The 22,877-nt window shown below is 64.1% G+C and carries 24 protein-coding genes, 1 tRNA gene and 1 pseudogene; 11 read left to right on the top strand and 15 right to left on the bottom strand.

Going from position 1 to position 22,877, the window contains the following annotated elements:
* Positions 1 to 173: 173 nt before the first annotated feature.
* On the top strand, positions 174 to 635 hold the full coding sequence (ptsN, locus tag XH93_RS00550) for a PTS IIA-like nitrogen regulatory protein PtsN (protein WP_139479410.1): 462 nt from the start codon (positions 174 to 176) through the stop codon (positions 633 to 635).
* Between the two features lie 89 nt (positions 636 to 724).
* A complete protein-coding gene (locus tag XH93_RS00545; RefSeq protein WP_194471986.1) occupies positions 725 to 1,348 on the top strand; it encodes a hypothetical protein in 624 nt (207 codons plus the stop codon).
* Positions 1,349 to 1,405: 57 nt separating this feature from the next.
* On the opposite strand, the gene XH93_RS00540 is transcribed toward XH93_RS00545, so the two are convergent.
* Together XH93_RS00540 and XH93_RS42860 are read right to left on the bottom strand one after the other, a co-directional pair.
* Positions 1,406 to 1,960: a TetR/AcrR family transcriptional regulator gene (locus XH93_RS00540; RefSeq protein WP_371815146.1), complete on the bottom strand. Its 555-nt coding sequence runs from the start codon at positions 1,958 to 1,960 to the stop codon at positions 1,406 to 1,408.
* Positions 1,934 to 2,035: pseudogene (locus tag XH93_RS42860) on the bottom strand (TetR/AcrR family transcriptional regulator); the annotation flags it as partial. The pseudogene XH93_RS42860 and the gene XH93_RS00540, both read right to left, overlap by 27 nt.
* Before the next feature lie 348 nt (positions 2,036 to 2,383).
* Between XH93_RS42860 and XH93_RS00535 the strand changes: the two are divergent.
* The 3 genes from XH93_RS00535 (at position 2,384) to XH93_RS00525 (ending at position 5,867) form a co-directional block, all read left to right on the top strand.
* Positions 2,384 to 3,187 carry an SDR family NAD(P)-dependent oxidoreductase gene (locus XH93_RS00535; RefSeq protein ID WP_139479408.1) on the top strand — a complete coding sequence of 268 codons (804 nt, stop codon included), beginning with the start codon at positions 2,384 to 2,386 and terminating at the stop codon, positions 3,185 to 3,187.
* A 37-nt stretch (positions 3,188 to 3,224) separates the two neighbouring features.
* Entirely contained in the window at positions 3,225 to 4,355 is a 1,131-nt protein-coding gene (locus XH93_RS00530; RefSeq protein WP_194471985.1) for a DUF5938 domain-containing protein, read from the top strand.
* A 129-nt stretch (positions 4,356 to 4,484) separates the two neighbouring features.
* Entirely contained in the window at positions 4,485 to 5,867 is a 1,383-nt protein-coding gene (locus XH93_RS00525) for an AMP-binding protein (RefSeq protein ID WP_194471984.1), read from the top strand.
* Positions 5,868 to 5,898: 31 nt separating this feature from the next.
* On the opposite strand, the gene XH93_RS00520 is transcribed toward XH93_RS00525, so the two are convergent.
* Both XH93_RS00520 and XH93_RS00515 read right to left on the bottom strand, forming a co-directional pair.
* Complete coding sequence (locus XH93_RS00520; RefSeq protein ID WP_194471983.1) at positions 5,899 to 6,570, bottom strand: hypothetical protein; 672 nt, start codon at positions 6,568 to 6,570, stop codon at positions 5,899 to 5,901.
* Between the two features lie 22 nt (positions 6,571 to 6,592).
* Positions 6,593 to 7,150: a cytochrome P460 family protein gene (locus XH93_RS00515; protein ID WP_194471982.1), complete on the bottom strand. Its 558-nt coding sequence runs from the start codon at positions 7,148 to 7,150 to the stop codon at positions 6,593 to 6,595.
* A gap of 302 nt (positions 7,151 to 7,452) precedes the next feature.
* Between XH93_RS00515 and XH93_RS00510 the strand changes: the two genes are divergently transcribed.
* A complete protein-coding gene (locus XH93_RS00510; protein ID WP_194471981.1) occupies positions 7,453 to 7,791 on the top strand; it encodes a DUF6665 family protein in 339 nt (112 codons plus the stop codon).
* A 201-nt stretch (positions 7,792 to 7,992) separates the two neighbouring features.
* Here XH93_RS00510 and XH93_RS00505 read toward each other — a convergent pair whose 3' ends face one another.
* From XH93_RS00505 to XH93_RS00470, 8 genes are all read right to left on the bottom strand, one after another.
* On the bottom strand, positions 7,993 to 8,265 hold the full coding sequence (locus tag XH93_RS00505; RefSeq protein ID WP_139479402.1) for a DUF1150 domain-containing protein: 273 nt from the start codon (positions 8,263 to 8,265) through the stop codon (positions 7,993 to 7,995).
* Positions 8,266 to 8,315: 50 nt separating this feature from the next.
* Positions 8,316 to 8,741 carry an Hsp20 family protein gene (locus XH93_RS00500; protein WP_139479436.1) on the bottom strand — a complete coding sequence of 142 codons (426 nt, stop codon included), beginning with the start codon at positions 8,739 to 8,741 and terminating at the stop codon, positions 8,316 to 8,318.
* 373 nt (positions 8,742 to 9,114) lie between these two features.
* Entirely contained in the window at positions 9,115 to 10,194 is a 1,080-nt protein-coding gene (locus XH93_RS00495) for a sn-glycerol-3-phosphate import ATP-binding protein UgpC (protein WP_139479401.1), read from the bottom strand.
* A 6-nt stretch (positions 10,195 to 10,200) separates the two neighbouring features.
* Positions 10,201 to 11,049 (bottom strand): sn-glycerol-3-phosphate ABC transporter permease UgpE, encoded by an 849-nt coding sequence (gene ugpE / locus XH93_RS00490; protein ID WP_139479400.1) that lies wholly within the window; start codon positions 11,047 to 11,049, stop codon positions 10,201 to 10,203.
* Positions 11,049 to 11,930 carry a sn-glycerol-3-phosphate ABC transporter permease UgpA gene (gene ugpA / locus XH93_RS00485; RefSeq protein ID WP_139856972.1) on the bottom strand — a complete coding sequence of 294 codons (882 nt, stop codon included), beginning with the start codon at positions 11,928 to 11,930 and terminating at the stop codon, positions 11,049 to 11,051. Before ugpA ends, ugpE begins: the two co-directional genes overlap by 1 nt.
* A 118-nt stretch (positions 11,931 to 12,048) precedes the next feature.
* Positions 12,049 to 13,368 carry a sn-glycerol-3-phosphate ABC transporter substrate-binding protein UgpB gene (gene ugpB, locus XH93_RS00480; RefSeq protein WP_194471980.1) on the bottom strand — a complete coding sequence of 440 codons (1,320 nt, stop codon included), beginning with the start codon at positions 13,366 to 13,368 and terminating at the stop codon, positions 12,049 to 12,051.
* A 218-nt stretch (positions 13,369 to 13,586) separates the two neighbouring features.
* On the bottom strand, positions 13,587 to 14,792 hold the full coding sequence (locus tag XH93_RS00475; RefSeq protein ID WP_246799453.1) for a CaiB/BaiF CoA-transferase family protein: 1,206 nt from the start codon (positions 14,790 to 14,792) through the stop codon (positions 13,587 to 13,589).
* Between the two features lie 195 nt (positions 14,793 to 14,987).
* Positions 14,988 to 15,413: an organic hydroperoxide resistance protein gene (locus XH93_RS00470; RefSeq protein WP_139479396.1), complete on the bottom strand. Its 426-nt coding sequence runs from the start codon at positions 15,411 to 15,413 to the stop codon at positions 14,988 to 14,990.
* 161 nt (positions 15,414 to 15,574) lie between these two features.
* Here XH93_RS00470 and XH93_RS00465 point away from each other — a divergent pair, with 161 nt between their 5' ends.
* On the top strand, positions 15,575 to 16,036 hold the full coding sequence (locus tag XH93_RS00465; protein WP_194471979.1) for a MarR family winged helix-turn-helix transcriptional regulator: 462 nt from the start codon (positions 15,575 to 15,577) through the stop codon (positions 16,034 to 16,036).
* Positions 16,037 to 16,185: 149 nt separating this feature from the next.
* Here XH93_RS00465 and XH93_RS00460 read toward each other — a convergent pair.
* Both XH93_RS00460 and XH93_RS00455 read right to left on the bottom strand, forming a co-directional pair.
* Positions 16,186 to 16,261, bottom strand: a tRNA-Ala gene (locus XH93_RS00460).
* 100 nt (positions 16,262 to 16,361) lie between these two features.
* Positions 16,362 to 16,769, bottom strand: a complete 408-nt coding sequence (locus XH93_RS00455; protein WP_097671433.1) for a TIGR02300 family protein — start codon at positions 16,767 to 16,769, stop codon at positions 16,362 to 16,364.
* A 145-nt stretch (positions 16,770 to 16,914) separates the two neighbouring features.
* Between XH93_RS00455 and aroA the strand changes: the two genes are divergently transcribed.
* Positions 16,915 to 18,252: a 3-phosphoshikimate 1-carboxyvinyltransferase gene (gene aroA, locus XH93_RS00450; protein WP_194471978.1), complete on the top strand. Its 1,338-nt coding sequence runs from the start codon at positions 16,915 to 16,917 to the stop codon at positions 18,250 to 18,252.
* A complete protein-coding gene (gene cmk, locus XH93_RS00445; protein ID WP_194471977.1) occupies positions 18,249 to 18,878 on the top strand; it encodes a (d)CMP kinase in 630 nt (209 codons plus the stop codon). Before aroA ends, cmk begins: the two co-directional genes overlap by 4 nt.
* Positions 18,879 to 18,947: 69 nt before the next feature.
* Here the strand turns inward: cmk and XH93_RS00440 are convergent, their stop codons facing one another.
* A complete protein-coding gene (locus XH93_RS00440; protein ID WP_194471976.1) occupies positions 18,948 to 19,121 on the bottom strand; it encodes a hypothetical protein in 174 nt (57 codons plus the stop codon).
* Positions 19,122 to 19,609: 488 nt separating this feature from the next.
* Here XH93_RS00440 and rpsA point away from each other — a divergent pair, with 488 nt between their 5' ends.
* Both rpsA and sppA read left to right on the top strand, forming a co-directional pair.
* A complete protein-coding gene (gene rpsA / locus XH93_RS00435; RefSeq protein WP_139479391.1) occupies positions 19,610 to 21,319 on the top strand; it encodes a 30S ribosomal protein S1 in 1,710 nt (569 codons plus the stop codon).
* Positions 21,320 to 21,896: 577 nt separating this feature from the next.
* Positions 21,897 to 22,862 (top strand): signal peptide peptidase SppA, encoded by a 966-nt coding sequence (gene sppA, locus XH93_RS00430; RefSeq protein WP_194471975.1) that lies wholly within the window; start codon positions 21,897 to 21,899, stop codon positions 22,860 to 22,862.
* Positions 22,863 to 22,877: the final 15 nt, after the last annotated feature.

The raw sequence follows: 22,877 nt of genomic DNA, 5'->3' as shown, positions 1-22,877 counted from the left end.
GCAGAAGGGGGGCGGAACCGGGGTTTCGCCGGTGTTGGCACCGCCGATGCGTTGGGGTAGAAGCCCTGCCAACCGGACCCGGGCCACGCCCGCATCCCACCACATCTTCTTGACGACGCCGGCGTAAAGCCTATTTCGCAACCTGACGGTCTCATTCACCTCGGAACGTCCCAATGCCGATTACCGATTTGGTCGCACCCGAGGCGATTCTCCCCGCTTTGAAAGTCATCAGCAAGAAGCAGGCGCTGCAGGAACTTGCCGCGCGCGCGTCTGCCCTGACCGGCCAGAACGAGCGCGCCGTCTTCGAGGTGCTGCTGCAGCGCGAGAAGCTCGGCACCACCGCCGTCGGCTACGGCGTCGCGATTCCGCACGGCAAGCTGCCCAAGCTGGAAAAGCTGTTCGGCCTGTTCGCCCGGCTCGAGCGCCCGATCGATTTCGAGGCGATGGACGGCCAGCCCGTCGACCTGATCTTCCTGCTGCTGGCGCCCGAAGGCGCCGGCGCCGACCACCTCAAGGCCTTGGCGCGCATTGCCCGCCTGCTGCGCGACCAGGACGTCGCCAAGAAGCTGCGCGCCTCCCGCGACGCGCAGGCGATCTACTCGGTGCTCGCACTGCCGCCGGCCAGCGCGGCGTAGTCCGATCCGACGGCACATCGGCCGGATGTGCATTAAGGCTTTGGCTCATATAAGAAGATTACTCGCCCTACCCGTCCGCGAGGCATCATATGCGCCGCCTGATCGCCGCTCTTTGTCTGATCGGTGCAGTCGTCGGTCCCAAGAAAGCGGAGGCGTTGTCTTGCGCCCTTCCGTTGTCAACCTCGTGGTACCGGTCTCCCGACGTCAACCAGGTCTCGGTTGAAAAGAAACGTCGCGATATGGAGGCGCGCGCGACGCTTGAACTGTTGGAGCGCACGCCGATTATACTTCGCGGACGCGTCGTTTCGTCACGTCTGCTATCCGACCTTCGTAAGACCAATTCCCCGATCAGCCTGATTGTTCTTGATCATGTCGAGATGTTGAAGGGACGGTTGTTTACCGCTCCTACGGATCGGAAGGCCTTCATCATCAAAGAGTATTGGTGCGACGGGACGTGCGAGAGCAGGGAGAACACCCTGCATTGGCCACGTGGTGAAACCTTGGTTGTTGGTGCATCCCGGAATGACATGGCCGAGCCATCGAAGATGGTGGACCCTGACAGCAAACTAACCATCTACCAAGGTCGCATCGATGCAATGGTGGGAGCGTGCACCAGCGGCCCGCTGACGCCCGAAGCATTGGATCTCTTGAATGCTCCTCAGGAAGTCGCTCGATTGAAGCGTGAATACTTGCGCCGTCGTCCCGATCATTGACGTCGTGCTCGCGCGCGGGGCGCTGCGGGTGGACGGACTACATGCGTCGCAATCGCCTTAGCAAATCGTCGGCAACAACCGCCGCACTTCAGCGAGCAGGTCCGGCACGGCCGTCTCGTCGTTCGCGAGGTGCCGGAGCAGCGCGCTCTGGAACAGGCCGTCGAGCAGCGCGTAGAGCGCGGCCGGCGATGAGGCCGGCCGCTTGCCGCCGAGCTCGGCGTAGCGTGAGGCGATGCGCCAGATCATCGCCTCCAGGCTCTTGTCGATCTCGAGCACGTCCTTGCGAAACGCCGGCTCGAACATCGCCTGCGCGCGCAGATCGTACCAGAGCCGGTGCATGCGGGCTTCGTTCTGCAGCGTTTCGGCGAGCTTGCCGAGGAAGCCTTCAGTCAGTTCGTCGCGGCTTTGCGCTGACGTCACCACCTCGTCATAGCGCGTCACGCATTTCGCCTTGTAGTGGCGGACGCAGCAGCAGATCAGGTCGAGCTTGTCGCTGAAGTAGTAGTGAAACACGCCGTGCGTGAACGCCGAGTTCTGCGCGATCTCGCGCAGGCTGGTGCGCGCGAAGCCGAGCTCGCCGAGCGTCTCCAGCGCGGCCTCCGCGAGCTCGATCCGCCGCGCGTTGAACTTTTCGTCGCGCGGCGCCTCGGCCGCTACCACCACGCGTCGGGCCGCTCCTGTCGCTTGCCGCGCCATTTCGTGCCTTTCCGTCTCTTCCCCTTAGCGACTTATAGCGCGCCAAGCGCGCCGCGCTCCATCCCCTCACAACCATCATCTTTGACACTTGTCAAATTTGGCTTGACAAGTGTCAAGTTCCTGGACGAGGGTTGGCCAAATAATTTTGGACAGTCGTCAAGATGGCTGACCTAATTTGCAACAGGGAAGGAGATGCCTCGCCGGAGCGGCACCACTGCGCTCCGCCGATGCCGGCCGTGACCACGATGCGCCCCCGGCGCGCGGTCCGCCGGCCCGTGCTGCTCATCGCCAGCGCCAAGCAAACATCAGCGCAAACATCAGCAAAGGGAGGACTACGTCATGAGTGCGAAGAGCCTTGAGGGCAGGAAGGCCCTGGTCACCGGCGGCGCCCGGGGGATTGGCGCGGCGATTGCGCAGGCACTGGCGCGCTCCGGTGCGGCGGTCATGATCGGCGACATTCTCGACGGCGTCGGCAGGGACACTGCGGGTGAGATCGCCAAGGCCGGGGTGAAGACCGGCTTCGTCAAGCTCGACGTCACCGACGATGCGCAGTGGGAGCGTGCGGTTGCCGCCACTGTCGAAACGCTCGGCGGCTACGACATCCTGATCAACAACGCCGGCATCGAGATCACCTCGCTGGTCAGCGAGATCAAGGCCGAGGACGCGCGCCGGATGTGCGACGTCAACATCGTCGGCACCGTGCTCGGCATGAAGCACGCGTTCCGCGCGATGCGCCCGGGCGGGCCGGCGGGCAAGGGCGGCGCCGTCGTCAACATCGCCTCCGTTGCGGCGACCATCGCATTCCCGAGCATCGCTGTCTATTCGGGTACCAAATCCGCGGTCGATCGCATGACGCGCGTTGCGGCGATGGAAGCCGGCAAGCTCGGCTTCGGTGTCCGCGTCAACTGCATCTATCCCGGCCTGATCCCGACCGACATGGGCCTGCAGCTCGCCAATGACATCGTCAGCATCGGGCTCGCTGCCGACGTCAACGCGGCGGTCGGCTCGGTGGTCGAGCAGACGCCGCTCGGCCGCCTCGCCGAGGTCAGCGACATCGCCGACGCCGCCGTGTTCCTGTGCTCGAACGATGCGCGCTTCATCACCGGCATCGGCCTGCCGGTCGACGGCGGCATGGGCATGTGAGCGGCAAACCAGACAACAAACATCTCGGAGGATCGCAATGAGCGAGAAGAAGCCCGTCATCGTCTATGGCGCTTCCGGCTACACCGGCCGGCTGGTCTGCGAATATCTGCGCGAGTACAACGTCCCCTTCATCGCCGCCGGCCGCAGCGCTGAGAAGCTCAACGCCGCGATGAAGTCGAACGTGGCCGGCATCGAGACCGCCGACTACGAGGTGGTGGAGGTGCCGCACACGGTCGCCGCGTTGACCGAATTGTTCAACGGCGCCTCGGTGGTGCTCAACACCGTGGGACCGTTCGCCAAGTTCGGCGGCGAGGTGGTGCAGGCCTGTTGGGCTTCCAGATGCCACTACACTGACACCACCGGCGAGCAGGACTGGCTGATCACGCTCGATCAGGAGTGGGGCGCGAAGTTCGCCAATGCCGGCCTGCTGCTGGCGCCGGGCATCGCGCAGATGTACACCACCGGCGAGATCGCCGCGCAGCTGTGCCTGGAGACGCCCGGCCTCGACACGCTTGATATCGCCGTGTTCTGGGGCGGCAGCCCGACCATCGCCTCGACGCAGACCATTTTGGTCAACGCCGCGATGGCCAAGGCCTATTATCTGGAGCAGAACAAATACGTCGAGCATCAGCCCGACGCCGGCCTCTACAACCTCGCCATCCCCGGCCAGCACGAGCTGGCGCTGGCGCTGCCCTGGGGCGGCACCTCGCACCCGGTGTGGTTCAAGCGCGATCCGCGCGTCGCCAATGTGAAGGTGCTGGGCGGCGTCTTCAACCGCGCGCTGATGCTGGGCGTGCCGCAGATCGTCGCCGCCGCGCTGGAGGCGACCAAGGACATGAACCCCGACGACCGCTACGCCGCGTTGGCGCAGACCGCGGCCGGCGTGATGAACACCATGCCGCCGCGTGAGAACCCGCGCGTCAACAAGTCGATGGATTCGGTATATGCGTCCGGCCCGCTGGGGCGCGCGCACTGCGTCATCTACGGCAACAGCAACTACAAGCAGACCGGCATGCTGCAGGCTTTTGCCGCGGCGCACCTGCTGCAACAGCCGCCGAAGCGCGTCGGCTTCGCCTCCGGCTGTCAGGCTTTTGGCCATCACGAGCTGCTCGGGCAATTGCGCAGCTTTGGGCTGGTCGGCAAGCCGGTCCTGACCGTGCACGACTGAGTTTGGGCTGCCAAGGATTTCGTTTGAGGCGTTTTCGTCACGCGATCCGGTTGTCTATTTCGCTCGAAAACGCTTCGCTGCGGGTGACGCGCTAGCCCCCGTCACCCGCAGTCTATTTCGGGACCGACCATGCGTTTCATCGACTATCTCGACAAGGGCGCCTCGCTCGGCGCCGATGCACCGTGCCTCACCATGGACGGCCGCGACCTCAGCTATGGCGAGGTGCAGCGGCTGAGCTACCGGATCGCGCGCGGCCTGGAGCGATCGGGCATCGCGCCCGGCGAAAAGGTCGCGATCTTGTCCGGCAACGATCCGCTCGCCTTCGCCTGCGTGTTCGGCATCTCGCGCGCGGCCGCCGTGTGGTGCCCGATCAATCCGCGCAACGAGGCCGCCGAGAACAAGTTCATCCTCGACGCGTTCGATTGCAGCCTGCTGCTGTTTCATTCCAGCTTTGCGCCGATGGTCGAGGCGGTCAGGCAGGATCTGCCCAAGCTGCGCGCGCTGGTCTGTCTCGATGCCGAGCTGCCGTTCGCACCGTCGTTCGACCGCTGGCTCGCCGGCCTCGCCGATGATCTCTATCAGCGCGAGCCGGTCGACGATCTCGCGATGATCCCGGGCACCGGCGGCACCACCGGCAAGCCGAAGGGCGTGATGCTGTCGGGCCGCAACATCGAGACCATGACCGCGTTGACCCTGATGGGCTACCCGTTCAAGGGCCGCCCGGTCTATCTGGCGCTCGCGCCGCTGACCCATGCCGCCGGCGTGCTGTGCTTTCCGATCATGACGCTGGGCGGCCGCATCGTGATCATGCATCACCCCGACATCGGCGAGTTCCTCGATCTGATCGCGCGCTATCGCGTCACCCACACCTTCCTGCCGCCGACCGTGATCTACATGCTGCTCGATCATCCAAAGCTCGACGCGGCCGAACTCAGCTCGCTGCAATGCTTCTGGTACGGCGCGGCGCCGATCTCGGCGGCGCGGCTCGCGGAAGCCCTGCGGCGGATCGGGCCGATGGCGCAGCTGTTCGGCCAGACCGAGGCGCCGATGATGATCTCGATGATGGCGCCCGCCGAGCACTACAATCCGGACGGCTCGATCGCGATGGCGCGACTCGCCTCCGCCGGGCGGATCAGCCCGCTGGTGCAGGCCGGCATCATGGATGGCGATGGCAGACTGCTGCCGACGGGATCGCGCGGCGAGGACATGATCATCACCGGCGGCTTCAACGTCTACTCGATCGAGGTCGAGAACGCGTTGCGCGCGCACGAGGCGGTGCAGGACTGCGCGGTGATCGGGCTGCCCGACGACAAATGGGGCGAACGCATCGTCGCCGTGGTGCAGCCGCGCGCCGGCCAGGCGATCGATGGGGCGGCGCTGGCCGCCTTCGTCAAGCAGCAGATCGGCAGCATCAAGACGCCGAAGCAGATCGAGATCTGGGATGATCTGCCACGCTCCAAGGTCGGCAAGGTGCTGAAGCCGGACATTCGCGCGCGGTTGGCCGGGCGCTAGCGATTAATGTCCGAAAGCCCATGAATTCGGGCTATGGCTCCTGCTTTTTCCTTCGTCGTTTGATGCTTGGCCGGAGCGCGCTCAACGGTCGGTCGGCGGATGGCGGTGCAGCCTGCGGATCGGGCGTGTAACCATTGAAATCGGCGAGGCAGATATCATCTCCGGCATCGCTTCTGTGCATCAATAGCCCGTTCAGGGTGAACACCAGCCGTCCGTCTTGATCGCGACCCGACCATTCGGAGCCTTCAACCTCTTTGGATGAGACATGGAGAGGTACATCGCCAAGGGAGATGGATATCCCGGCGCCGGGATGATCGGGGTGGGCGTTCCTGCACCCTCTGATGATGGCACTGCGATTGCCCGTGAAACGGCCGCCTCCTCCATACGTCGTCCCCTGAGGCCACAGCCCGATCGCGGTGAGCCAGGGATTGCGGCTGATTGCGGTCCAGGCATCCGTGTAGTCTGTGCGCACACGATTGGCTTGATGCACGAAATAGAGCAGCAGCTCGCCATCCGGTGACAAGTCGCATTTCTCGGGATAGATGCGACCCTTAAACCAGGCTCCGCTGTGAAAGGTGTCGTTCTGGGTGTTCCAGCGAATGACGTGATACCACCTGGCCGGACCGCGCCTGAAGATCACGGCTTCATGCGCGCTCCTGGCGAATATGACGAACAGTCTGGGCGGGATCGGCGATCGGCGCATTTTGCCTATCGGCTTTTGCAGCTCACCGCTTGCCGTATTCGGTGAAGACGTAGTCGCGGTTCTGCACCACCGTGTGGCACGCGTAGCCGCACTTTGCGTCGTTGTCCTGCGGCGGGTTGTCTGTTGTATTGGCGGGCCTGAACACATCCGACGCCGCGTCATACTCGAACGCACCGTATCCCCATCCGCCGCTGTCTGCGAACCGCTTGCTGTCCTTCACCATGAAGTCGACGTCGTGCTGGGCGCCCGGCACTGTCGGCTGACCGGGATAAGCTTCCTGCTTCTTGGGGATCCAATGGATCTTCGCCATCTTGGCGCCGTCCGGGAACGGCTTGCCGTTGCCGGGTGTGCCCTCCCGATAGGCGGCGATCATCGCCGGATTCCCGAGGATCACGGCAATGACGCCTTCGTTCTCGCTGATCGCGATCACCGGCCAGTCCTCGTATCCGCTGAACTCGGAGAATGCGAGCCCGTTCGGCACGCTCAGACTGTATTTGTCTTGCGCAGAAATCGCGACACCCGTCGCCAGGACGGCGATCGACACTGAAGCAATGAGATTGATCAGGATGCTTTTCTTCATGGTCGCATCTCCTTCATTCAAATTGGCGCGGATAATTTTCTGCTTGGAAATTCCCTCGTCGAATTATCGGAAGGCTCGGCACCGCCCGGACCGATGGTCGCGGCAACTGATTACAGCATGGAAATTTGACCCGCGAAACGGCGCCGCCGTCATGGCCACGGCCCAAAGCAATGGCAAAGCAGCGCCAAAATTGGGCGGGCTGATCCTTGGACTCCGAGACGGGAGCACCTATTGACAGTCGTGCTATCAAGCCAGAAGACAGGCAGGCGCGCTGCCGGCGCGTGCAACCCACGGAATAGCCGATGTCCCGTGATTTTCGCCTCGATCGCGTTCCCGTCGACGTTCTCGCCTATGAGCTCGCCGAAGAGCGCGCCACCGCGCTCGGGCGCATGGGGCGCGCATTGGAACAGGCGCTTGCCAAACTTCGTGAGTTCGACGCCGCCAACCCCCGCGCGGAGGCATCGGCGCAGCAGGCGCGGCGCATGCTGGTGCGCCAAGCCGGCCATGCGCTGTGGATGTTCGTGGTGCAGCGAGAGGCGTGCGGCCTGCGCAACAACCGCTTGCTGATGCGTGATTACAACGTTCCCGGCGAGGTGCAGCAGTGCATGGCGCCGCTGCTCACATCGACTAAAGCGCGATGAGATTGGGTTGAATCATCATCGCGCTTCAGCTCTTTGTTTGAGCATGTTCACCGCGCAAACGCGTTCCGCGTTTGTCGCGAGGGAAAGCCGCTTCACACTTTTTCGGATCATGCTTTAGGTCACCATAGAAACGCGCGGGCCGCCTCGGTGATCGAGGCATGCCCGCGCGCCTGAACTCGCGGATGTTAGGTCAGCCGTGCGTCAGTGGACGCTGACGGCCTGCAGCTCGTTGCTCCAGGCGTTCGCGATCGCGGCCTCGCGGCTGTCGGTCAGCATGATCGGCGTGCCGTCGGCGGCGTGGAGAGCGAACAGCTTGAGGCCCGGCGAAAGCTGGGGTGCCTCGGGAAACAATCCCGGCACATCCTCGGAACGGACCTGCTTCACATAGGCGATATGGCCCTCGCCCAGGTGCGCCAGCGCCTCCGGCGTGACGCTGTCGGATGACTCGATGGTGGTGGTACTCAGTTCAGTCATGGTCTCGACTCCTCAGTCAGATAAGCGGTCGAGTCCGCTCCAGGTTTCTATTATTCGTGCTCATTGATAGCGATTGTCTTAATGACCCGTTCAGGTTCCGGCCTGGCCAGGTCGATCGACAACAGCCCGTTCTTCAGGTCCGCGCCCAGCACCTGCATCCCCTCCGCCAGCACGAAGGTGCGCTGGAAGTGGCGCGCGGCGATGCCGCGATGGATGTATTGCCGGGCCTTGTCGTCCTGCTGGCGGCCGCGGATGACGAGCTGATTTTCCTCAATAGTCACATCGAGTTGGTCACGGGTAAAACCCGCCACCGCCAGCGTGATGCGCAGCCGCTCGGGCTGCCCATTGCTGCGGTCGAACCGCTCGATGTTGTAGGGAGGATAGCCGTCGGCACCCTTCACGACGCGGTCGAGCGCACGCTCGATTTCGTCGAATCCCAGAAGGAACGGACTGGACAACGATGGAACACGAGACATTACAAAGTCCTCTCGAAGCGACTTTGGCGCGCGCGACCAGCAAAAGTGGGAACCGGTTTTGCGTCCGGTCGCGCGCCAAATTTGAATCTGGCGCATGATCCGACCGCCGAACCGCCCACACTTCGGCGGATCATGCGTCAGGGCCCTTGCGGCACCCCATGCAACCGCCGGGCCTCTTGCCCGGCGGTCAGTCGTCAATATGGGGCTGATTTGGGGTGGGTTCAAGCATCTCAGGAATCAGGCTTAATTGTCGCATAACCGGTCTTTCCCGTTCATTTCGGGGCATTGCACAAGCGTCGAACCCGGATTCTCGCGGCGCAACCTCCGGATTCCGGGCTCCCGCTGGCGCGGGCCCTGGAACGACCGCTCCTCGTCACCCGATTCGCTTGCGCCCGTCGGCGCTAAAAAGATGCAGCTTGTCGCGCGGCGCCACCGCCCGGATCTGCTCGCCGATGGCGGGGCCGCTGACCCCGGGAACCCGGACGATCACTTCGCCGGGAGGCAGATCGCCGGGATTGGCGGCCACCCCGTGCTCCTCGCGCTGGCGGCTGCCATAGACGAAGGTTTCGGCGCCGACATGCTCGATCGCCTCGATCGTCAGGCCGAGCGCCACCCCGCCGGGGGCGGTCTCGCTGGAGATGACAAAATCCTCCGGCCGGATCCCGACGATACCGGCGCCGTCGACGCCGGCGATCTGGGACTTCAGCTCGTCCGAGCGCAGCGGCATCAGATTCATCGGCGGGGCGCCGATGAAGGAGGCGACGAAGGTGGTGGCCGGCCGCTGGTAGATGTCGAGCGGATTGCCGATCTGCTCGACCTGGCCGCCGTTCATCACGACGAGGATGTCGGCGAGCGTCATCGCCTCGAGCTGGTCGTGGGTGACGTAGATCGAGGTGGTGTTGAGCCGGCGCTGCAGCTTGCGGATCTCGACCCGCATCGCGATGCGCAGTTTTGCATCCAGGTTCGACAGCGGCTCGTCGAACAAAAACACTTTCGGCTGGCGCACGATGGCGCGGCCCATCGCGACGCGCTGGCGCTGGCCGCCGGAGAGCTGCCGCGGCTTGCGCTCCAGCATCGGCGTGAGCTCGAGGATGCGCGCGGCCTCCTCGACCCGGGTCTTGATCTCGGCCTCCGGCATGCCGCGGTTGCGCAGGCCGTAGGCCATGTTGTTGTAGACGCTCATATGCGGATAGAGCGCGTAGTTCTGGAACACCATCGCGATGTCGCGATCGGCCGGCTCGACCTGGTTGACGACGCGGCCGCCGATATCGATCTCGCCGCCGCTGATGGTCTCGAGCCCCGCGACCATGCGCAGCAGCGTGGACTTGCCGCAGCCGGAGGGGCCGACCAGCACGCAGAACTGGCCGTCGCCGACATCGACGTCGACGCCCTTGATGGCCTCGAAGCCGCCGGGATAGGTCTTGCGGACGCTGCGCAGCGTGACGTTTGCCATGAGCTCCTACTTTTCCGTCTCGACCAGTCCACGCACGAACAGTTTCTGCATCGCGACCACGACGAACACCGGTGGCAGCATCGCGAGCAGGGCGGTCGCCATCACCACCGGCCATTCGGTCAGCGCGTCGGTGGTGGTGATCATCTTGCGGATGCCGACCTGGATGGTCTGCATGTCGTCGCGGGTCGTGATCAACAGCGGCCAGAGATATTGATTCCAGCCGAGGATGAACAGGATCACGAACAGCGCCGCCATGTTGGTGCGCGACAGCGGCAGCAGCGTATCCCAGAAGAAGCGGAACGGGCCGGCGCCGTCGATCCGCGACGCCTCCAATAGCTCATCCGGCACGGTCATGAAGAACTGCCGGAACAGCAGCGTTGCGGTGGCCGAGGCGATCAGCGGCAGCGACAGGCCGGCATAGCTGTCGAGCAGATGCAGGTCGGCGACGATCTTGTAGGTCGGATAGATGCGCACCTCGACCGGCAGCATCAAGGTGATGAAGATGATCCAGAAGATCGCCATCCGGAACGGAAAGCGGAAATAGACGATCGCATAGGCCGAGATGATCGAGATCGCGATTTTGCCGATCGCGATCGCCAGCGCCATGACCAGCGAGTTCAGCATCATGTTGAGCACCGGCTCGCGGGTCGAGCCGCTCGTGCCGACGAACAGCGTCTGGTAGTAGGTCTCGAGGAAATGGCCGCCCGGCAACAGCGACATCTGGCCGTTGGCGATGACCGCGTTGTCCTGGGTCGAGGCGACCAGCGCGAGATAGACCGGGAAGGCGACGATCGCGATCCCGATCCACAGGATCACGTGAGCCAGATAGCGCTGAAAGCCCTCTTCCTCGACCATCAGTAGGTCACCTTGCGTTCGACGAAGCGGAACTGGATCGCCGTCAGCATGATGACGATGACCATCAGGATCACCGACTGCGCCGCCGAGGAGCCGAGATTGCCGCCGAGCAGGCCGTCGGTATAGACCTTGTAGACCAGCGTTTCCGTCGCCTTGCCGGGGCCGCCGCGGGTCATCGTGTCGATGATGCCGAAGGTGTCGAAGAAGGCGTAAACGATGTTGACGACCAAAAGGAAGAAGATGGTCGGCGACAGCAGCGGGAAGATCACGGTCCAGAACCGCCGCATCGGACGGGCGCCGTCGATCGCGGCAGCCTCGATCACGCTCTTCGGGATGCTCTGCAATCCGGCGAGGAAGAACAGGAAGTTGTAGGAGATCTGCTTCCAGGCTGCGGCCAGGATGATCAGCAGCGCGGCTTGGTCACCGTCGAGCAGCGGATTCCAGTCGACGCCGAGCGCGCGCAAATAGCGCGACAGCACGCCGAGCGAGGGATGCAGCATGAATACCCAGAGCACGCCGACCACCGGCGGCGCCACCGCATAAGGCCAGATCAGCAGTGTGCGGTACAGCGTCGAGCCGCGCAGCGGCTTGTCGGCCATGACGGCCAGCAGCAGCGCGAAGGACAGCGAGGAGATGGCGATCGCGAACGAGAACACGAAAGTCCTGACGATCGCGGTGAAATAGGCCGGGTCCTTGAACAGCTCGAGATAGTTCTCGAACCAGACAAAGCTCGTCGAAAGGCCGAAGGCGTCCTGCAGCAGGTAGGACTGGATCACCGCCTGCACGGCTGGCCAGTAGAAAAAGATCAGCACGATCGCGAGTTGCGGGGCAACCAGCGCGTAAGGCAACAGCTTTGATTGGAAGATCGCTTGCTTTTGCATGATCTTGGAAAACTGGCAGGCCGCGGGATGCGGCCTGCCGGGATGGTTCTAAAGCTTGAGCATGATCTTTTCGGAAAACCGCTTCGCACTTTTCCGGATCATGCTTTAACCCATCATGTCAGCGGACGGCGGCCTTTTCAAACTGCCGCAGCATCGTGTTGCCGCGCTCGACGGCCGAGTCCAGCGCCTGCTTGGCGGTCTTCTTGCCGGCCAGCGCCTGCTCGATCTCCTCCGACCACATGTCGCGCAGCTGCACCATGTTGCCGAGGCGCAGGCCGCGGGAGTTCTCGGTCGGCTCCTTGTTGGTGAGCTCCAGCAGCGGGGTCTCGAGATAGGGCTGCTCCTTGTAGAAGCCCTCTTCCTTGGCCTTGGCATAGGCCGCCTTGGTGATCGGCAGATAGCCGGAGGCCTTGTGGATCCAGACCTGGCGGTCGGTGTCCGACAGGAAGGTCAGGAATTTGGCCACGCCCTTGTACTCCTCGGGCGACTTGCCGCCCATGATCCAGAGCGAGGCGCCGCCGATGATCGAGTTCTGCGGCGCGCCCTTGGTGTCCGGATAGTACGGCATCGGCGCCGCGGTGAAGTTGAACTTGGCCTGCGCCTTGACGTTGCCGAAGAACGCCGACGAGGTCAGGTAGATCGGGCATTCGCCCGAGGTGAAGCGGCCCTCGCCGGTGTTGGTGCGGCCGGCATAATCGTAGGTCTTGTCCTTCTGCAGCTCGACCAGGTTTTCGAGGTGCTTGAGCTGCAGCGGGCCGTTGAACTCGAGCACGGTGTCGAAGCCGTCGAGGCCGTTGGCCTTGCTGGCGAGCGGTACGTTGTGCCAGGCCGAGAGCTGCTCGAGATTGACCCAGGTCACCCAGGAGCCGGAGAAGCCGCAGGTATTGTAGCCTGCCGCCTTCAGTTTCTTGGCGTCATCGAACACCTGCGGCCAGGTCTTCGGGATCTCGGCGATGTTGGCCTTCTTCAGCGCGTCGAGATTGACCCACATCACGGTCGACGACGAGTTGAAGGGGAACGACAGCATCTCGCCCTTCGAGGTCGAGTAATAGCCGGTGATCGCGGGCAGATAGTTCTTCGGATCGAACTTCTCGCCGGCGTCGGCCATCAGCTTGTAGACCGGCTTCACGGCGCCGGTGGCGGCCATCATGGTCGCGGTGCCGACCTCGAACACCTGCATGATGTGCGGCGCGTTGCCGGCGCGGAAGGCGGCGATGCCGGCGTTCATGGTGTCGGCGTAGCCGCCCTTATAGGTCGGGATCACCTTGTAGTCGGATTGTGCAGCGTTGAAATCGTTGGCCAGCTTGACGATGACGTCGTTGTTGGCGCCAGTCATCGCGTGCCACCACTGAATCTCGGTCACCGCAAACGCCGGCGACGCGCCGAACGCCAGTGTGGCAGCAAGTGCAACAGCCGCACCAAATTGTCGAAGTGCCATCAATAATCCCTCCCCTCGGCCGTCAAAAATGTGCGCTTGCGCTAGCAGCGCCCTGTGACGTTCACATGACTTGTGTAAGCGGCCAAAACGAAAGCGGCAAGCGCAACAAAATGGAAGCCGGAAAATAGGCGAAGACCCGCAGGCGGCCGGAGCCGCCCGCGGCGCGCAGGCGTGCTCACGCCGCAGTGCGGCATTTGACGATTTTGCCGGTTAAGGCCTCAGCGCTTGCGCTCGGGGCCGCAGACTACGCCCTTGTCGACCAGGGCGTTGATCTCGTCTCTCGAATAGCCGAACTCGCCGAGCACCTCGGCGGCGTGCTGGCTGAATTTCGGCGGGGTGCGGCGCAGGCTCGGCTTGGTGCGGTCGAGCCGGATCGGCGAGGCGACGCCCTTGTACCAGTCCTTCTCGATGACGTCGCCGCGGTGGAGGGTGTGCGAGTTGGTCAGCGCCTGGTCGATCTTCTGCACCGGCCCGGCCGGCAGGCCGGCGGCGAGCAGGCGGTTGCACAGCGGTTCGGCCTCGTGCTGGCTGAAGACCGCGGCGAGCTCGACGCGCAGCGCATCGCGGTTGGCGATGCGGTCCTTGTTGCGGGCAAAGCGCGGATCGGTGCCGAGCTCGGGCTTGCCGATCTCCTTGGCGAGCTTGCGGAAGGTGCCGTCATTGCCGACGCCGATGAAGATGTTGTCGGTCTTGGTCGGGAAGATCGCGTAGGGCACGAGGTTGGGATGCTCGTTGCCGGTGAGCGACGGCGGCTTGCCATGCATGAAATAGTTCGCGGTGTGCGGATGCATGATCGCAAGGCCGGTCTCGTACAGCGTGGTCTCGAGGAACTGGCCGAGGCCGGAGCGCTGCCGCTCCGACAGCGCCATCAGGATGCCGATCGCCGCATAGAGCCCGGTGGTGATGTCGACCAGCGGCACGCCGATGCGCATCGGGCCGCTCTCCGCCGAGCCGGTGGCCGCGATCATGCCGGTCATCGCCTGGATGATCGCGTCATAGCCGGGATTGCCGCCGCGCGGGCCGTCGGCGCCGAAGCCGGAGATGCGGCAATGCACGAGGCGGGGAAATTTTTCGCGCAGCACGTCGTTGCCGACGCCCCATTTGTCGAGCGTGCCGGGCTTGAAATTTTCGATCAGCACGTCGGCAGTCTCGAGCATCTTCAGCAGGACGGCGCGGCCGCCCTCGGAGGCGAGGTCGAGGCCGACCGAGCGCTTGTTGCGGTTGATGCCGACGAAATAGGCCGCGTCCTCCTCGTGGAACGGAGGGCCCCACTCGCGCACCTCGTCGCCGGCGGGCGGCTCGACCTTGATCACGTCGGCGCCGTGGTCGGCGAGGATCTGCGTGCAATAGGGGCCGCCGAGCACGCGCGTCAGATCGATCACGCGCAGTCCGGTCATCGCGCCCGCAGCCGCTGGGGTATTCATGGAAGCAACCTTCGCTCAGAGAGGATGAGAGGGTCCCAGAGCTAACGGTTGTCGGGCGGGGCAGCAATGCCCCGGGATGCGCAGGCCCATGCAATCGGCCGCGCGTGCGTTCGCCACGCGAACCGACCCGGAAAAGCAATGGTCCGCCACGCGCGGCGGCGGACCATCTGGAATGCGATGGATGAGGGCGACCGATCAGACGACGGTCAGCTTGACGTCGACATTGCCGCGGGTCGCGTTCGAGTACGGGCACACCTGGTGGGCCTTCTCGACCAGCGCTTCGGCATCAGTGCGGGGCAGGCCGGGCAGCGAGACCGCGAGCTCGACGGCGAGGCCGAAGCCGCCGGCCGAGCGCGGGCCGATGCCGACCGTGGAGGTGACCGAGGCGTCGGCGGGAACCTTGGGGCCGCCCTGCGAGGCCACGAACTTCATGGCGCCGATGAAGCAGGCGGCATAGCCGGCCGCGAACAGCTGCTCCGGATTGTTGCCGGCGCCGCCGCCGCCACCCAGCTCCTTCGGGGTCGTCAGCTTGACGTCGAGCGCGCCGTCGAGCGTTGCCGCATGGCCGTCGCGGCCGCCGGTTGCCTTGGCGCTGGTCTTGTAGAGCACGTTCACAGACATGGTGGTCTCCCTGGGTTGAATTCGAAGGCCAGCATATTGCGCAAAATTAGATTGTGCGCAATATGAATTATGCGGTCTCACATTTAATTGTTCGCAATTGAATCCCGCCTGCCGTGAGCCCAGAATGAACCTTGAACATGACGAGGTCGACGGGAATCCCCATGGTCAGGAAACAGATGGCGGCGGATCAGGCGCTGCGGCTCGACAACCAGATCTGCTTTGCGGTCTATTCGACCGCGCACGCCTTCAACCGCGTCTATAAGCCGCTGCTCGACCGACTCGGCCTGACCTATCCGCAATATCTCGTCATGCTGGCGCTATGGGAGCGCGACGACGTGCCGGTGAAGGATCTCGGCGAGCGGCTGTTCCTGGACTCCGGGACGCTGACGCCGCTCTTGAAGCGGCTCGAGGCGGCCGACCTGATCAAGCGCACCCGCAGCACCGCGGACGAGCGTCAGGTGCTGATTGCGTTGACCGCCCAGGGCCATGCGCTGCGCGACAAAGCCAAGTCGGTGCCGCAGTCGATCCTGGCGGCATCCGACTGCTCGGTCGGGGAATTGATGGCGATGAAGAACGAGATCGTCGCGCTGCGCGACCGGCTGAATGCGGTGCTTGGGGAGTAGGCGCGGGATCGCCGATAGAGGGGATTCAGCGCGGATAAAGTCGGGGATCGAATCAGTCCGGCTTCGCGCTTCGGGCTACGCCGCGGCAGCCTTCACTACGAGAGACTACCCGGGCTTGCCGAGCCGAAGCTGGCGTAGCCAGCGAAGGCTGGTGGAGCCAGGCGGGATCGAACCGCCGACCTCTTGCATGCCATGCAAGCGCTCTCCCAGCTGAGCTATGGCCCCGTTAGTCTTCCAGTCGGGCGCGATCCCTGAGGACCCGCCCGGCCCGCGAGCCCTAGGCGACTCGCGAGGATGCACCCTTCACCACAGATCGGCGCCGATCTCAAGTCTCTTCGTCGCCGCCGACGTCACCAATGATGTCGGTCACGTCCTCATCGCCCTCTTCCTCGTCGGCAATGAAGGTCGAATCGTCGTCATCATCGTCGTCGATGGTCTCATCGACCTCGATATCGTCCTCGGATTCGGGAACCTGGGCCTTGACCTTCCCGGTGTTCTCCTCGGCATCGGCCTCCTCGAGCGAGACCAACTCTTCGGTCTCGGCAGCCTCCGGCATCTCGGCGGCGGTTGCCGGCGAACTGACGGTCGCGCCGCGGCCCCGCGGCGGGGCAACCGGCGCGATCGGCACGACCTCGCCGGTGTACGGCGAAATGACCGGATTCTTGTTGAGGTCGTAGAACTTCTTGCCCGTGGTCGGGCAAATGCGTTTGGTTCCGAGCTCGGACTTGGCCACGTGGTAATCCCAGAATTTTCCTGAAAAGCGGTGCTTCACTTGGCTAGTTGAGAAGCCGCTGTCAATAGCGGTTTGCGGGCATTTGACAGGCGCGTGACGCGCTGGTGCCTATGTGATACCTGCCGCGGCGCGAGAGGACACAATCTTGGCTCAATCTGACACCCAAACCCCGCTGGAAGCCCGCGCAAGCGGCCCTTTGGCCGGCAAAGTCCGCGTTCCCGGCGATAAATCGATTTCTCACCGCGCGCTGATCCTGGGGGCGCTTTCGGTCGGCGAAACCCGCATTTCCGGCCTGCTGGAAGGTGAGGACGTGCTCAACACCGCCAAATCGATGCGGGCGCTGGGCGCCCGGGTCGAGCGGACCGCGCCGTTTGCCTGGACGGTCAACGGCGTCGGGGTCGGCGGCTTTGCCCAACCGGCCGCGCCGCTCGACTTCGGCAATTCCGGCACCGGCTGCCGGCTGGTGATGGGCGCGGTGGCGGGCTGCCCGGTGGCGGCCGTGTTCGACGGCGATGCCTCGCTGCGCTCCCGCCCGATGCGCCGGATCCTCGATCCGCTGGAACTGATGGGCGCGCGGACCAGCGACATCAGGGAGGGCGGCCGGCTGCCGCTCACCCTGCATGGCGCCCGCTATCCGGTGCCGATCGTCTACAAGACGCCGGTCGCCTCGGCCCAGATCAAGTCTGCAGTGCTGCTGGCGGGGCTGTCGGCCCCCGGCGTCACCACGGTGATCGAGCAGGAGGCGAGCCGCGACCATACCGAGTTGATGCTGAAGCATTTTGGCGCCGACATCACCTCGGAGCCGGAGGGCAGTCACGGCCGCAGGATCACGCTGACCGGCGAGCCCGAGCTGCGCGGCGCCAATGTCGTGGTGCCGGCCGATCCGTCCTCGGCCGCATTCCCGATCGTGGCGGCGCTGATCGTCGGCGGCTCCGACGTCGTGTTCTTCGACGTGATGACCAATCCGCTGCGCACCGGCCTGTTCACGACGCTGCGCGAGATGGGCGCCTCGATCGAGGAGAGCGAGGTGCGTGGCGATGCCGGCGAGCCGATGGCGCAGCTGCGCGTGCGCGCCTCGAAGCTGAAAGGCGTCGAGGTGCCACCGGAGCGCGCGCCGTCGATGATCGACGAATATCTGGTGCTGGCGGTGGCCGCGAGTTTTGCCGAGGGCACAACGATCATGCGCGGCCTGCAGGAATTGCGCGTCAAGGAATCCGACCGGCTCGAAGCCACCGCGGCGATGCTGCGCGTCAACGGCGTCAAGGTCGAGGTGTCCGGCGACGACCTGATCGTCGAGGGCCGCGGCCATGTGCCCGGCGGCGGCCTGGTCGCGACCCACATGGACCATCGCATCGCGATGTCGGCGCTGGTGATGGGCTGCGCCGCCGATCGCCCGGTCAAGGTCGACGACACCGCCTTCATCGCCACCAGTTTTCCGGATTTCATTCCGATGATGCGCTCGCTCGGAGCAGACTTCGCATGATTATCGCTATCGACGGACCCGCCGCCTCGGGCAAAGGCACGCTCGGCAAGCGGCTCGCCCATCACTATGGCTACCGCCATCTCGACACCGGGGTGATCTACCGCGCGGTCGCCTATGCCATGCTGGAAGCCGGCGCCGACCTCACCAATGAGGTGCTGGCGGTGGCCGCGGCGCTCGAGCTCGACCCCGAAAAGTTCGGCAACCCGGCGCTGAAGACCCAGCGGGTCGGCGATGCCGCCTCGGTGGTGTCGGCGATCCCGAAGGTCCGCGAGGTGCTGGTGAATTTCCAGCGCCAGTTCGCCGCCGATCCGCCCGGCGCGGTGCTTGATGGCCGCGACATCGGCACTGTGATCTGCCCGAACGCCGACGTGAAGATCTTCGTGGTAGCCGATCCCAGGGTCCGCGCCCGGCGGCGCACGCTGGAGGCCCGCGGCCGCGGCGAAGACGCCGACGAGGAGGCGGTGCTCGCCGACATCATCAAACGCGACGAGCGCGACCAGAACCGGGCGATTGCGCCGCTGCGGCCCGCGGCGGACGCACACACGCTGGACAATTCCAACCTCGACATCGAGGCCGGCGTCCGCGCCGCCATCGCCATCGTCGAAGCGGCGCGCGCCAAGCGCTGAAGGTCCGTTCGAACAGAAAACAGCGCGATGACGGCGTCATCGCGCTCGAGATCCGAACGGTCGGGTGGATCAGTTCTTCGACCAGTAGCGGTCGAACGGCAGTTCCTGGTCGGCCATGCTCAGGATCGGCTGTGCCGCCTGAACCGATGCGCCATGTTCGGCTGAAACCGCGGCCGGCATCGCTGCAAATGCATTTCCAAGCGTCACGATGGCAATCGCCGCCAGCACCACAAAGCTCTTCATTGAATTCGCTCCCTGTTTTTAATGCAGGGATGGTGTCTTGGACCGGCTTAAGGCCAGGTTCCGCCGCCGCGCCTCCGCGGGGCATTTCTGCCAGCGCGGTCAACAAGATGTTGCAGTAGGGCTGGCCGGGGCGCTCAGCAGCCTTAATCGCCCGTAAACCGGCCGTTTCTGCTTGCCGAAAAGGTGCCTCGGGGCTATATCAGCGCCGTCCGGACCACCATCGACCATGTCGAGGCCGTGTCTGAAGCGGGCCGGCGATGGGTTTGAGCCCTCGCCGCATCTGGAGGAACGCCCGCTCCCAGGTCTTGAAGTCGATATTCGTTTCAGGCGCCGGATCATTCAGAACGTACCGAACGTGCAGTTGACTGCCGGCCCGCTGTTGCGCCTCCCGCAACGAGCGGCCGTCGGGGTTTGCGGAACCCTGACACTGTATGCGCGGTGCGCCCATTAACCCGAACGGCCGGCGAAATTCCGCATCTGGAGAACAAATGGCTTCGAATTCTGCGTCTTCCTATAATCCGACCCGCGACGATTTCGCGGCGATGCTTGATGAGTCCTTTGCTGGCGGCAATTTGCAGGAAAGCTCGGTCATCAAGGGCAAGGTTGTTGCAATTGAGAAGGACATGGCCGTCATCGACGTCGGCCTGAAGACTGAGGGCCGCGTCGCGCTGCGCGAATTCGCCGGCCCCGGCCGTGAAAGCGATCTGAAAGTCGGCGACACCGTCGAGGTGTTCCTCGACCGTATCGAGAATGCGCTCGGCGAAGCCGTGCTGTCGCGCGACAAGGCGCGCCGCGAGGAGAGCTGGGGCAAGCTCGAGAAGGCGTTCCAGAACAACGAAAAGGTCAACGGCGTCATCTTCAACCAGGTTAAGGGCGGCTTCACCGTCGACCTCGACGGTGCCGTGGCGTTCCTGCCGCGCTCGCAGGTCGACATCCGTCCGATCCGCGACGTTGCGCCGCTGATGAACAACTCGCAGCCGTTCCAGATCCTCAAGATGGACCGCCGCCGCGGCAACATCGTGGTGTCGCGCCGCACGGTTCTCGAAGAGACCCGCGCCGAGCAGCGCCAGGAGCTGGTGCAGAACCTCGAAGAGGGTCAGGTGATCGACGGCGTGGTCAAGAACATCACCGATTACGGTGCGTTCGTTGATCTCGGCGGCATCGACGGCCTGCTGCACGTCACCGATATCGCCTGGCGCCGCGTCAACCACCCGACCGAGGTGCTGACCATCGGCCAGACGGTGAAGGTCAAGATCATCAAGATCAACCACGAGACGCACCGCATCTCGCTCGGCATGAAGCAGCTGCTGGATGATCCGTGGCAGGGCATCGAAGCCAAGTACCCGCTGGGTGCCCGCTTCACCGGCCGCGTCACCAACATCACCGACTACGGCGCGTTCGTCGAGCTCGAGCCGGGCATCGAAGGCCTGATCCACGTCTCCGAGATGTCGTGGACCAAGAAGAACATGCACCCCGGCAAGATCGTTTCGACCTCGCAGGAAGTCGAAGTGCAGGTGCTCGAAGTGGATTCGGTCAAGCGCCGCATCTCGCTCGGCCTCAAGCAGACCATGCGCAATCCCTGGGAAGTCTTCGTCGAGAAGTTCCCGGTCGGTTCGGTGGTCGAGGGCGAGGTCAAGAACAAGACCGAGTTCGGTCTGTTCCTGGGTCTCGAGGGCGACGTCGACGGCATGGTCCATCTCTCCGACCTCGACTGGAAGCTTCCGGGCGAGCAGGTCATCGACAACTTCAAGAAGGGCGACATGGTCAAGGCCGTGGTGCTCGATGTCGATGTCGAGAAGGAGCGCATCTCGCTCGGCGTCAAGCAGCTCGAAGGCGACCCCTTCGCGGAGCCGGGCGACGTCAAGAAGGGCGCGGTCGTGACCTGCGAAGTGCTCGAGGTGAAGGAGAGCGGCATCGAGGTGCGGATTTCCGGCACCGAGTTCACCACCTTCATCAAGCGGTCCGAGCTGGCCCGCGATCGCAACGACCAGCGCGCCGAACGCTTTGCCGTCGGCGAGAAGGTCGATGCCCGCGTCATCCAGTTCGACAAGAAGGCCCGCAAGGTGCAGGTCTCGATCAAGGCGCTGGAAGTTGCCGAAGAGAAGGAAGCCATCGCGCAGTACGGCTCCTCCGATTCGGGTGCGACGCTCGGCGACATCCTCGGCACCGCGCTGAAGAACCGCGGCACCGACAAGTAAGCGTTTCGTCCAACAGACGCGATCAAAGCCCCGGCGAAAGCCGGGGCTTTTTGTTTGCGTAGCTATTTAGCCCGGATGCAGCGTGGCGCAATTGTCTTCTCCTTCCCCCCGAAAGGCGGAAGGTCGGGATGGGGGTCAGCCGCGCGCTCCGCTCCTGCTGAGAGAGCAGATCCCCACCCGCTTTGCTCTTGCGAGCAAAGCCACCTCCCCTTTTCAAGGGGAGGTGGATGCCTGCGCAACTTCGGAATAATGGAATAATACCAATGATTTGCCCGACGCGTCAAGCTGCCGCGCCGGCGACCGCGAGCTACTTTGCATGGGGTTGTTTTTCGACATTTTGGCAGCCGTGTAACCTGGATGCAGCCAACGGGTCGCGCGAACGCGCGCCCGATGACAGACTCCGCGCAATCCGGGGTCCCTGCCGCCGCGGCGAGACTTTTCCGGATTGCGCTTCGCTCCATCCGGGCCATAGATAGGGGCCTTGTTTTCTTCATATTGCGCCGCAATTGATGTATTCGGCTAAGCTTATGGTGACGCTGCGGCCGCAAAACGCGCGGGACATTTTTGGAGAAATTCGATGTCGCTGGATTCAGACGTGATCGTCGATCGCCGCCGCATCAGGCGCAAGCTGACGTTCTGGCGCGTCGCCGCCGCGGTCGTTGCGATCGTGGCCATCGTCGGCGCGGGCCTGCTCGCATCGGTCGGGGGCGGCGTGTCGGGCTCGATTGCGCGGGTCACGATCGAGGGACTGATCCGCAGCGACCAGGCGCGCGTCGAGGCGCTGGAGCGGCTCGAGAAGTCGAACTACGAAGCCGTCATCGTCCACATCAATTCGCCCGGCGGCACCACTGCGGGCTCCGAGCAGCTCTACGATTCGCTGATGCGGCTGAAGGCCAAGAAGCCGCTGGTGATCGTCGTCGACGGTCTCGCCGCCTCGGGCGGCTACATCACGGCAATCGCGGCCGATCACATCGTCGCCCAGCAAACCTCGCTGGTCGGATCGATCGGCGTGCTGTTCCAGTTTCCGAACGTTTCGGAGCTGCTGAAGACGGTCGGCGTGAAGATGGAAGAAATCAAATCCTCGCCGCTGAAGGCTGCGCCCAACGGTTTTGAGCCGACCAGCCCCGAAGCGCGCGCCGCGATCGATGGCCTGGTGAAGGACTCCTATGCATGGTTCCGTGGATTGGTGAAGCAGCGGCGCGGTATGGATGACGCCCTGCTGGAGCAAGTCGCGGATGGCCGCGTCTTCACCGGCCGGCAGGCGGTCGATCTCAAGCTGATCGATCAGCTCGGCGACGAGCGGACTGCGGTCGCCTGGCTGGTTGCGGAGAAGAAGATCAAGAGCGAGCTGCCGGTGCGCAACTACAGGCTCAATCCGCGGTTCGGCGACCTGACATTCTTGCGCACTGCGGCATCTATTACCCTCGATGCGTTCGGTCTGGGCGCCATTGCCCAGCGAATCGAGCAGGGCGGCGTGGTGCAGGCGGTCGATCGGTTCGGGCTCGACGGCATGCTGGCGCTGTGGGCCCCAGGAACCAACTGAGGAACCAACTGACTG

This window comes from Bradyrhizobium sp. CCBAU 51753, from assembly GCF_015291565.1.
Taxonomy (GTDB): domain Bacteria; phylum Pseudomonadota; class Alphaproteobacteria; order Rhizobiales; family Xanthobacteraceae; genus Bradyrhizobium; species Bradyrhizobium ivorense.
This window is presented reverse-complemented; position numbering and strand designations above follow the sequence as displayed.